The sequence below is a fragment of the Xanthobacter autotrophicus genome (genome assembly GCF_029991245.1).
GTDB classification, from domain to species: domain Bacteria; phylum Pseudomonadota; class Alphaproteobacteria; order Rhizobiales; family Xanthobacteraceae; genus Xanthobacter; species Xanthobacter autotrophicus_C.
In genome coordinates this window covers 1-10,968 of record NZ_JAIVFO010000148.1, presented here as the reverse complement: position 1 = coordinate 10,968, position 10,968 = coordinate 1, and the positions used below count along the sequence as shown (strand labels likewise).

Annotated in this window: 7 protein-coding genes; 6 read left to right on the top strand and 1 reads right to left on the bottom strand. The window is 70.8% G+C overall.

Annotation, left to right across the window (positions count from 1 at the left end):
- Window positions 1–786, bottom strand: a 786-nt coding sequence (locus K9U41_RS19170) for a LysR family transcriptional regulator (RefSeq protein WP_282642465.1), incomplete at its 3' end; no start/stop codon positions are given.
- Window positions 787–978: 192 nt separating this feature from the next.
- Here K9U41_RS19170 and K9U41_RS19165 point away from each other — a divergent pair.
- From K9U41_RS19165 to addB, 6 genes are all read left to right on the top strand, one after another.
- Complete coding sequence (locus K9U41_RS19165) at window positions 979–2,202, top strand: urate hydroxylase PuuD (protein ID WP_282642464.1); 1,224 nt, start codon at window positions 979–981, stop codon at window positions 2,200–2,202.
- Window positions 2,203–2,318: 116 nt separating this feature from the next.
- Window positions 2,319–3,548 carry an ArgE/DapE family deacylase gene (locus K9U41_RS19160; protein WP_282642463.1) on the top strand — a complete coding sequence of 410 codons (1,230 nt, stop codon included), beginning with the start codon at window positions 2,319–2,321 and terminating at the stop codon, window positions 3,546–3,548.
- Window positions 3,549–3,904: 356 nt separating this feature from the next.
- Entirely contained in the window at window positions 3,905–6,388 is a 2,484-nt protein-coding gene (locus K9U41_RS19155) for a sensor histidine kinase (protein WP_282642462.1), read from the top strand.
- On the top strand, window positions 6,385–7,956 hold the full coding sequence (gene tsaE / locus K9U41_RS19150; protein ID WP_282642461.1) for a tRNA (adenosine(37)-N6)-threonylcarbamoyltransferase complex ATPase subunit type 1 TsaE: 1,572 nt from the start codon (window positions 6,385–6,387) through the stop codon (window positions 7,954–7,956). Before K9U41_RS19155 ends, tsaE begins: the two co-directional genes overlap by 4 nt.
- A 62-nt stretch (window positions 7,957–8,018) precedes the next feature.
- Complete coding sequence (locus K9U41_RS19145) at window positions 8,019–8,720, top strand: nucleotidyltransferase family protein (RefSeq protein WP_282642466.1); 702 nt, start codon at window positions 8,019–8,021, stop codon at window positions 8,718–8,720.
- Between the two features lie 85 nt (window positions 8,721–8,805).
- Window positions 8,806–10,968, top strand: a 2,163-nt coding sequence (gene addB, locus K9U41_RS19140) for a double-strand break repair protein AddB (protein ID WP_282642460.1), incomplete at its 3' end; no start/stop codon positions are given.

Here is a 10,968-nt window from a genome sequence, read left to right as displayed (position 1 = left end):
CTTGGGCGGGTGGGCCTGAAGCACCGGCACCAGGCGGCCCTCGGCGAGCGCATCCGCCACCTCGAAGCGGGGCTTCACCACGATGCCGCGCCCCTCGAGCGCCCACACCGTCAGCACGTCGCCGTCATCGGCCTCCAGTCGCCCGGTGACGGGCACGGCGAGGTCGCGGCCCTCATCGGTCAGCATCCAGCGCAGTTCCCGAAGGCTGGCAAATCTCAGGAGCAGGCATTGGTGGGACAACAGATCCTGCGGGCGCAGCGGCACTCCCGCCCGCTCCAGATAGGCCGGGGAGGCGCACAATATGCGTTCCACCTGCGCCACCTTGCGCATGATCATGCTGGAATCCTCGAAGGTGGCGAGGCGCAGCGCCACGTCGATGGATTCGGCGATGAGATCGAGGGTGTGCTCGGAGAGGCGCAGGCGCACGTCAATCTCCGGGTGCGCCTCCTGGTAACGCGCCGAAACCTGCGCCACCAGGCGCCGGCCGAGATGGAGCGGGGCGGTCACCCTGAGCGCGCCGCGGGGCAGGGCGCCCAGCTCCGACACATTGCTCTCCGCCGCGTCGATGAGGCGGAGCGCGTCGGTGATCGCCTCGTAATAGACGCGGCCCTGCTCGGTCAGGCTCATGCGGCGGGTGGTGCGGTTGAACAGCCGGCAGCCCAGGTGCTTCTCCAGCGTCTGGATGCGGTGGCTCACCACGTTGGCGGACAGGCGCAGCCGCCGCGCGGCTTCCGAGAAGCTCTCGCTCTCCACCGACATGGCGAAGGCCTTCATATTGTCGAGCACGATGCCGCGTCCTTTGACCTGAACCCTCACAACGATAAGCAAGCGGGACGGCGGGGCCAATGGCGCCGCAAGATCCCGGATCAACAATCACATGAGAGACCGCGTCATCCGATGGGCTTGCGATGCAGGCCCATCGGCGCGGGCTCCGAGGGAAACGCGCCTTCGCCTTCCAGCTACGGGACCTGAACGGACATGGAACCTATCCTTCACGAGTGGGGCAGCCTGTTGCTGCGCTGGACGCATATCATCGCCGGCATGGCGTGGATCGGCTCGTCCTTTTATTTCATGCATCTCGACGCCAGCCTGAAGGCGACCCCCGACATCCCCGCCGGCAAGGGCGGCGAGGCCTGGGAGGTGCATGGCGGCGGCTTCTACCAAGTGAAGAAATATCTGGTGGCCCCGAGCTTCCTGCCCGACGAGCTGGGCTGGCACAAGTGGCAGTCCTATGCCACCTGGCTCACCGGCTTCTTCCTGCTGATCTGGATCTATTACTACCAGTCGTCCATCTATCTCATCGACCCGGCGGTGATGAACCTGAAGCCGTTCGTCGCCTTCGTCATCGGCATGGGCGGGCTGGCTTTGGGCTGGATCGCCTATGACCAGTTGTGCCGTTCGAAGCTCGGCAACAATCCGGTGGCCGTGGGCGCCATCGTGTTCGTCGGCGTGGTGCTGGCGGCCTTCCTGTTCCAGCAGGTGTTCTCGGCCCGCGCCGCCTTCATCCACACCGGCGCGCTCATGGCCACCATCATGAGCGGCAACGTCTTCTTCGTCATCATCCCCAACCAGCACAAGGTGGTGGCGGCGCTGAAGGCGGGGCAGGTTCCGGACCCCTATTATGGCAAGACCGCGAAGCTGAGGTCCGGGCACAACAATTATTTCACGCTGCCCGTCGTCTTCCTGATGATCTCCAACCACTATCCGCTCACCTATTCCACGCCCTATGCCTATGTCATCGTGGCGCTGTCGCTGGTGGTGGGGACGGTGATCCGCTATTACTACAACGAGCGGCACGCCGGGCGTGGCGACAAGGCCTGGTGCTGGCTGGTGGCGGCGGTGTGCCTCATCCTCGCCATTGCCATCTCGGCCACCACGACCCCCATGGGCCGCACCGCCCTCGGCCTGCCGCCGCTGGTGAGCACGGCCTTCGCCCGGAGCGGGCCGCCGGTGGAGGTGCCGGACGATGTGCAGAACATCGTCATGGGCCGCTGCTCCATGTGCCATGCCGCTGAGCCGCTCTATGAGGGCATCGCCGTCGCCCCGCGCGGGGTGCTGCTGGACACGCCGGAGCATATCGCCCGCAACCGCCACCTCATACTCGTACAGGCCGCCCTCACCCACGCCATGCCGCCCAACAACATCACTGAGCTGTCGCAGGAAGACCGGGAGGTGCTGAAGGCCTGGGGGGCAGGCAAGTAAGGTCGGGTCCCCCGTCTCGCGATGGCCGGAGCCCGCGTTTGGGCTCCGGCCATCGCGCCTTGTCGTTTGCGTCGAAAGCGCACATCAAACAGTCTTTAGAAGTGAAGGAAAATTCCATGACGACCCCCGACGCCGACACCCTGCGCCACCTCATCGCCGAGCGCGCCGACGCGCAGCATGCGTTCCTGGCGGAGCTGGTGAAGGTGCCGTCCGACAATCCCCCGGGCGATTGCGCCCCCCATGCCGCCCGCGCCGCCGACCTGCTGGAAGGGCTCGGCCATGTGGTGGAGCGCCATCCGGTCCCGGCCGAGCGGGTGAAGGCGGCGGGCATGATCTCGGTGACCAACCTCATCGTGCGCCACCGCTTCGGTGACGGGCCGGTGATCGCCCTCAACGCCCATGGCGACGTGGTGCCCCCCGGCGAGGGCTGGACCAGGGACCCCTATGGCGCCGAGGTGGTGGACGGGCGCATGTATGGCCGCGGCGTCGCCGTCTCCAAGTCGGACTTTGCCACCTATGCCTTTGCCCTCGACGCGCTGAAGCGCTCGGGCCTGTCGCTCAAGGGCACGGTGGAGCTGCATTTCACCTATGACGAGGAGATCGGCGGCGAGGTGGGGCCGGGCTTCATCCTCGAACAGGGCCTCACCAGGCCGGATTATGCCCTTTCGGCGGGCTTCACCTATGGCGTCGTGGTGGGCCACAACGGCTGCCTGCACCTGGAGGTGGAGGTGAACGGCAAGTCGGCCCACGCCGCGCTGCCCTTCACCGGCATCGACGCGCTGGAGGCGGCCAACCACATCCTCACCGCGCTCTATGCCTATCGCGGCACGCTGAAGGACAAGGTGTCCGAGGTGGCGGGCATCGGCTCGCCCCAGCTGACGGTGGGGCTCATCTCCGGCGGCATCAATACCAATGTGGTGCCGGACCGCGTCACCTTCCGCCTCGACCGGCGCATCGTCCCCGACGAGAGCCCGGAAGCGGTGGAGGCGGAAGTGCGCAAGGTGATCGCCGATGCCGCCACAGCCTTCCCCAAGGCGCGGGTGGAGGTGCGGCGCATCCTGCTGGCGCGGCCGCTGGTGCCGGGCGAGGGCACGAAGCTGCTGTCGTCGGTGCTGTGCCGCAACGCCTCTGCCGTCACCGGCGAAGAGGTGAAGGAGACCGGCGTTCCGATCTACACCGATGCGCGCCTTTATGCCGAGGCCGGCGTGCCGGTGGTGCTCTACGGCGCCGGCCCCCACACCATCGAGGAGGCCAACGGCCACCGGGCGGACGAGAACCTGCTCCTGTCCGACCTCGACAAGGCCACCCTCGTCGTCGCCCTCACCCTGCGCGACCTGCTGGCCTAGGGGCAAAAGGGGAGAGGGAGGGTCGGGTTCCCCATCCGGCCTTCCCGCTCGCTCTCCCCTCTCCCGCAAGGGGAGAGGGGGAGGCCGGCTTTGCGTCCGGACCGTGGGGGGTCACCGAGCGCTCGCTTGATGCATCGGCGCCGCCGACGTGGCATTGCGCCTGTGTGCCGTGGCCGGGGCGCCCTTCAACGTCCGCTGCCCCTTCGGTAGACTGAACAGATGATTCGCGGGGCGCCGGAGGAAAGCTGCGGCGCCCGTCGGGCAGGGGAAGGACACCGGGGCGAATGGCGGACCGCATCCGGACCAGCGGCGTTCCGCGCCGAAGGCGCGGGCGTGAGCGAGGCGGCGCTCGCCTGATGGCGGACCTGCGTCGGCTCTCCTTGGCGGGTGGCGCGGCCCGCCGCGCCTCCACCGGCCTCGCCGTGGTCTTTCTCTCGTCCACCCTGTTCGTGCCCCCGGCTGCCGCCGGCTGGGACACAGCTGTGACCGCGGCCGGCGCGCTTTGGCCGGTGGCGGGGCTGGCGGCCGCCGCCATCGCCGGCCTCGCCGCCTTGCGCAGCCATCGCGTGGCGACGGATCTGCGTGGCCGCATCGAAACCGCCGAGCGCGCCGCCGCCGATGCCGCAGCGTCCGCCGCCCGCGCACGGGCCGAGGCCCAGGCCTGCCGCGTCCTGCTCTGCGAGGGTGCCCCGGCCTTCCTGCTGTGGACGGGGCGGGAGGCGCCGGCCGACCTGTTCGGCCGCACCCCTGAAACGCTCCGCGCGGAACTGGGCCCTGCCGCGACCGTTTTCGAAGCCGCGCTCGCCCGCCTGAGGGCGGAGGACGGTGCCTTTTCCCAGACGCTCGACACGCCCACAGGATCGCTGCGCCTCGACGGCAAGAGCCGATCCGGCGCCGGCATCCTGCTGCTCGCGCCGGCGGCCGGCGCCGCCTCCGGGCATGAGGCGGGGCAAGTGGCGTCGGGTTTGGCGTCGGGGATGGCGTCGGGGCTTGCCGCCTTGCTCGATGCCGCGCCTTCCCCGGCCTGGCTGCGGGGGGCGGACGGCGCGCTGTCTTATGTGAACCCCGCCTTCGTGGCGGCGGTAGGCGCCGCCTCGGCGGAGGAGGCGCGCACGCAGGGCCTCGACCTCCTCGACGGCAAGACCCGCGCCGCCGCCGCGAATGCGGAAGGGACGGACGGGCATTTCCGCCAGCGGGTGAAGGCCGTCACCAAGGGGCAGCGGCGGCAGATGGAGGTGGTGGAGGTGGCCGGCATCTTCGGCACCGCCGGCATCGCCATCGACGTCACCTCCGAGGAGGACGCGCGGGCGGAGATGAAGCAGGCGGTCACCGCCCATCGCCGGACGCTGGATCAACTCACCACGGCGGTGGCCATCTTCGGCGCCGACGAGCGCCTGGTGTTCCACAATGCCGCCTATGAGCGATTGTTCGACCTCTCCCCCGCCTTCCTCGACCAGCACCCGGCGGAAGGCGAGATCCTGGAAGACCTGCGCACCCGCCGCAAGGTGCCCGAGCAGGCGGATTTCCGTGGCTGGCGGGCCCAGTTGCGCGAGGCCTACCGCGCCATCGAGCCGGTGAACGACTGGTGGCACCTGCCCGGCGGGCAGATGCTGCGGGTGGTGGTCACGCCCAATGCGGAAGGTGGGGTCACCTATCTGTTCGACGACCTCTCCGAGCACGTGGCGCTGGAAAGCCGCTACAACAGCCTCATCCGCATCCAGGGCGAGACCCTGGACGGGCTGGCGGAAGCGGTGGCCGTGTTCGGTTCGGACGGGCGGCTCAACCTCTACAACCACGCCTTCCTCGCGCTGTGGTCGCTGGAGGCCCGCGCGCTGGGTGAACGACCGCATGTGGATGCGGTGGCGGCCCTGTGCCGGCCGCTCCATGGCGAGACCTCCGCCTTCGCCCGCATCCGCCATGCGGTGACCACCATCGGCCCGCGCGAGGCGGTGACCCTGCGCATCGAGCGCCCGGACGGCCGGGTGCTCGACGGCGCCACCCAGCCGCTGCCGGACGGCGGCACCATGGTGACCTTCCGCGATGTCACCGACAGCGTGAAGGTGGAGCGGGCGCTGATCGAGCGCGCGGAGGCGCTGGAGGCGGCGGACAAGCTGAAGAACGCCTTCGTGGGCCACGTTTCCTACCACCTGCGCACGCCCCTCAACACGCTGCTGGGCTATGCGGACATGCTGCGGGACGGCCTCGCCGGCCCGCTCAATACCCGCCAGCAGGACTATCTGGAGCACATGCGCCAGTCCTCCGACCAGCTGCGCGCGCTGATCGACGACATCCTCGACCTCGCCTCCATCGATGCAGGCGCCATGGAACTGGACCTGTCCGACGTGGACGTGGGCGAGACCGTGCTCGGCGTGGCCGAGGCGGTACGCGATCCGGTGGCGGAGGCGGGGCTGAATCTTGCGGTCAGCATCGGTCCGGACGCGGGCCATTTCGTCGCCGACGGGCGGCGGGTGCGGCAGATCCTGTTCAACCTCTTGTCCAACGCCATCGCCGTCTCGCCCTCCGGCGGCACGGTGAGCCTCGGCGTGGTGCGGCGGGACGGGGCGCTGGTCTTCACCGTGCGGGACGAGGGGCCGGGCGTGCCCACGGAGGTGGCCGACACCCTGTTCGAGCGCTTCGAGAGCCGCAATGCCGGCCCGCGTCATCGCGGGGTGGGGCTGGGCCTTGCCATCGTGCGCTCGTTCATGACACTCCACGGCGGCTCCGTCACCGTGGCGCCGGCCGGACGCGGGCCGGACGCCAAAGGCAGCGACACCCACGGCACCATCGCCACCTGCATCTTTCCCTTGTCCGGCGAAGGCCGGAGAGAGGCCGCCGAATGAGCCTCGTCATCGAACGCCTTGCCGGCCAGCCCGTCGCCTGCCGCGTCGTGCTCCAGGATATCGCGGCGACGGCCCGCCTTGCCGGCTGGCTCTCCACCTGGTTCGGGCCGAGGGACACCATCACCCTCACCGGCGACCTCGGCGCGGGCAAGACCGAGTTCGCCCGCGCCCTCATCCGCGCCTTCGCGGAAGATGCCGGCGTGGACGTGCCCAGCCCCACCTTCCCGATCCTGATCTCCTACGATTTTCCCCGCGGCCGGGTGGTGCACGCCGACCTCTATCGCATCCTCGAGACCGACGAGCTGGACGAGCTGGGCTGGGACGAACTGCGCGAGAACGCGCTGCTGCTGGTGGAATGGCCGGACCGGGCGGACGACCGCCTGCCGGCGGACCGCCTCGACGTGGAGCTGTTCCACGCCGCCGGCACCGACTTTGGCGCGGGGCTCGGGCCGGAAGCGCGGGTGGCGATCCTCACCGGGCATGGCAGCTTTGGCGCCCGGCTCGACCGGTTCCAGATCGCCGACGGCCTGATCGAGCAGAGCGGGTTCGCCGCCGCCGAGCGGGTGTTCCTGCAGGGCGACGCCTCCAGCCGTTCCTATACCCGCCTCGTGGCGCCCGGCCGCTCCGCCATCCTGATGAACGCGCCGCGCCAGCCGGACGGGCCGCCCCTGCGGCGGGGCCTGCCCTATAGCCAGCTCGTGCATCTGGCCGAGGACGTGAAGCCCTTCGTGGCCATGGACCGGGCTCTGCTGGCACAAGGGCTCTCGGCTCCGCTGCTGTATTCCGCCGACCTCGATGCGGGCCTGCTGGTGCTGGAGGATCTGGGGCGGGAGGGTGTCGTCGCCGGCACGCCGGCCGCGCCGGTTCCCGAGCGCTACCATGCGGCCATGGAGGTGCTCGGCGCGCTCCACACCCGCAACCTGCCGCGCACGCTGAATGTGGCGCCGCGGGTGGAACGGGCGCTGCCCACCTATGACGTGGCGGCCATGCTCACCGAGATCGACCTGATGCTGGACTGGTACCTGCCGGCCCGCGGCATCCGGCTCGACGGCGTGGTGCGCGAGGAATTCCACCTGCTCTGGCGCAGCGCGCTGAACCCGGTGCTCGCCGAGCCGCCCACCTGGGTGCTGCGCGACTACCATTCCCCCAACCTCATCTGGCTGCCCGGCCGGGAGGGGCTGCGCAAGGTGGGCCTGATCGACTTTCAGGATGCGGTGATGGGGCCGGCCGCCTATGACGTGGTCTCGCTGGCGCAGGACGCGCGGGTGGACGTGCCGGAAGAGCTGGAGCTGCAACTGGTGAGCCACTACGTGAAGCTGCGGCGCGAGGCCGATCCCACCTTCGACGTGCGCGGCTTCGCGCGGTCCTATGCGCTGATGGGTGCGCAGCGGGCGTCCAAGATCCTCGGCATCTTCACCCGGCTCAACGATCGCGACGGCAAGCCGCACTACCTGCGCCACCTGTCGCGCATCCGCCGCCATCTTGCCCGCTGCCTCAGCCACCAGGATCTCGGCTCGCTCCGGATGTGGTACGAGGCGGTGTTGCCATCCAAGGATTTCGCCGCGTGACGGACAAGGGACAGGCCGGGCTTTCGACGGCCCAGATTTCCGATACCCGGATTTCCTCCGCAATGGTGCTCGCCGCCGGGATGGGCACGCGCATGCGCCCGCTCACCGACACAAGGCCCAAGCCGCTGGTGGAGGTCTACGGGCGCGCCCTCATCGATCACGTGCTCGACCGCGTGGCCGATGCCGGCATTCCCCGCGCCGTGGTCAACCTGCACCACCATGCCGACATGCTGGAGGCGCACCTCAAGGCCCGGGGCGGCGCGCCGCAGCTCGTCCTGTCCGACGAGCGGGGCGACTTGCTGGAGACCGGCGGCGGCGTGCGCAAGGCGCTGCCGCTGCTGGGCCCGGAGCCGTTCCTCGCCATCAATTCGGACACCATCTGGATCGAGGGCATGCGGCCGAACCTGGTGCGGCTGATGGAGCATTTTGATCCGGAGCGGATGGATGCGCTGCTGCTCCTCGCCTCGGCCGCCCATTCCATCGGCTATGACGGCATGGGCGACTTCCGGATGGACACGCTCGGCCGCCTGTCCCGCCGGGCGGAGCGCACCGTCGTCCCGTTCGTCTATGCCGGCGCCGCGATCCTGAAGCCGGAGCTGTTCGAGGGCACGCCCGACGGCGCCTTCTCCCTCAACCGCATCTTCGACAAGGCCGCCGAGGCCGAGCGCCTGTTCGGCCTGCGCCTCGACGGCATCTGGATGCATGTGGGCACGCCCGACGCCATCGCCCTCGCCGAAGAGGCGATCCAGAGGTCCAGCGACTGAGCCCAGAAGCTTTTCGAGCGAAGTGGGCACCGGTTCGCGTGAAGAAAACGCGTTGAAGCAATGATCTGGACAGAAAGGGACGGCCGTGCCGCGCGTGCTCACCATCCCGTCTTCGGCGCCGTTCCTGCCGACTTTGGCGACGGCGCTGCTCGACGGCACGCTGGTGGAGGGCTTCGCCCCGCGCGCGGATCCGCTGGCGCTGGCCGGCGCCACGGTGTTCCTGCCCACCCGCCGCGCCGGGCGGCTGTTCGCCGAGGCGCTGCTTCAGGCCTCCGGCGGCGCGGTGCTGCTGCTGCCGAAGATCGTGCCGCTGGGCGACGTGGACGAGGATGCGCTGGCCTTCTCCGAGGATGCGCCGGTGCTGGCCGCGCCCCACGCCATCGCGCCGGTGCATCGCCGCCTGGTGCTGGCGCGGCTGGTGGCCCATTGGCGCGACACCCTCGCCAAGGCGGCCGGGCGGGAGGCAGTGGCCGCCGGCACCGCCGCCACCTTCGCCCTCGCCGATGCCCTCGGCGCCTTGTTCGACGACCTCACCACGGCGGGGCTGACCGTCGATGGCCTCGATGGCCTCGTGCCGGAGGAGCTGGACCGCTATTTCCGCGTGGGGCTGGATTTCGTGCGCATCGCCCGGCGCGCCTTCACCGACTATCTGGACATGGCCGGACTGGTGGAGCCCGCCGCCCGGCGCGATGCGCTGGTGGACGCGGAAGCCCGCCGCCTCGCCTCCCTGGGGAGCGGCGCCGGCCCGGTGATCGCAGCCGGCTCCACCGGCTCCATGCCCGCCACCGCCCGACTTCTGGCCGCCATCGCCGGCCTGCCGAAGGGCGCCGTGGTGCTGCCGGGCCTCGACCAGGATCTGGACGCCGCCTCTTTCGCCCGCATCACCGATGGGCGGGATGCGGCGCCGGACCATCCGCAATATGGCCTCGCCCGGCTACTGCCGCGCCTCGGCGTGGCGCGCGGCGACGTGCTGCCGCTGGCCGCGCCCGCTCCCTTCGGCCGCGAGCGGCTGATGAGCGAGACCATGCGGCAGGCCGAGACCTCCGACCTGTGGGCCAGCCTCTCCGACCGCCTGCCGCCGGCGGCACTGGGCACGGCCATGGCCGGCATCAGCGTGGTGGAGGCGGACGACCCGCGCGCCGAAGCCCTCGCCATCGCCCTGCTGCTGCGCGACAGCCTGGAGCGGGTGGGCGAGACCGCCGCCCTCGTCACCCCCGACCGGGATCTCGCGCGGCGGGTGGCGGCGGAGATGGCGCGCTTCGGCGTGGCGCTGGATGATTCCGCCGGCACGCCGCTCGCCGACAGTCCCGCCGGGCGGCTCGCCGGCCTCCTCGTCATGGCGGCGGCGGAAGATCTGGCGCCGGTGCCCCTGTTCGCGCTGCTCACCCATCCTCTGGCGCAATTCGGGCTGGCGCCCGAGGCGAAGGCCGATGCGGTGGCCGCGCTGGAACTGGTGGCCCTGCGCGGCCCGCGTCCGCGCGCCGGCATCGACGGGTTGAAGGACGCCATCGCCGCCTTCGACCGGGAGGATTATCGCGGCGCCGACCCCCGACGGCGCATGGGGGAGGCGGCGCTCAACCGCGCCCGCGATCTGGTGGACCGGCTCGACCGGGCGCTCGGCCCGCTGCTGGCCCTCGGCGTGCAGCGGGGCGCGGCGCCCCTTGCGGCGCTCGTCGCCGCCCACCGCGCCGCGTGGGTTGAGACCGCCGGCCCCCTCGATCTCGACGCGGAGGATGCGGCGGAAGCAGCGCTGGCCCGCACCTTCGAGACGCTGGACGGAGCGGCGGACGATGGCCCCGCCCTCGACCTGTCCGCCTATGCGGATGCGGCCGGCGCCCTGTTCGCCGACGCTATGGTGCGCCCGCGGGCCGAGCCCCATGCGCGCATCCGCATCCTCGGTCCGCTGGAAGCCCGCCTCATCCATGTGGATCGCATGGTGCTGGGCGCGCTCATCGAGGGCAGCTGGCCGCGCATCGCCGAGACCGACCCCTGGCTCAGCCGGCCCATGCGCGGCGATCTGGGGCTCGATTTGCCGGAGCGGCGCATCGGCCTGTCCGCCCATGATTTCGCCCAGGGCTTCGGCGCCGCCGAGGTGGTGCTGACCTTCGCCGCCAAGGTGGGCGGCACCCAGAGCGTGCCCTCGCGCTTCGTGCAGCGGCTGAAGACCGTGGCGGGCGAGGCGGAATGGACTGCCGCCCGCGCCCGCGGCGCGGTGTGGGTCAAGGCCGCGCGCCGGCTGGATGATGCC

What these genes read in the sequence shown, in the direction of transcription:
- K9U41_RS19155 (WP_282642462.1), top strand. Translation starts at nt 3,905, where the DNA reads ATGGCGGACCTGCGTCGGCTCTCCTTGGCGGGTGGCGCGGCCCGCCGC.
- K9U41_RS19160 (WP_282642463.1), top strand. Translation starts at nt 2,319, where the DNA reads ATGACGACCCCCGACGCCGACACCCTGCGCCACCTCATCGCCGAGCGC.
- K9U41_RS19165 (WP_282642464.1), top strand. Translation starts at nt 979, where the DNA reads ATGGAACCTATCCTTCACGAGTGGGGCAGCCTGTTGCTGCGCTGGACG.
- K9U41_RS19145 (WP_282642466.1), top strand. Translation starts at nt 8,019, where the DNA reads ATGGTGCTCGCCGCCGGGATGGGCACGCGCATGCGCCCGCTCACCGAC.
- tsaE (WP_282642461.1), top strand. Translation starts at nt 6,385, where the DNA reads ATGAGCCTCGTCATCGAACGCCTTGCCGGCCAGCCCGTCGCCTGCCGC.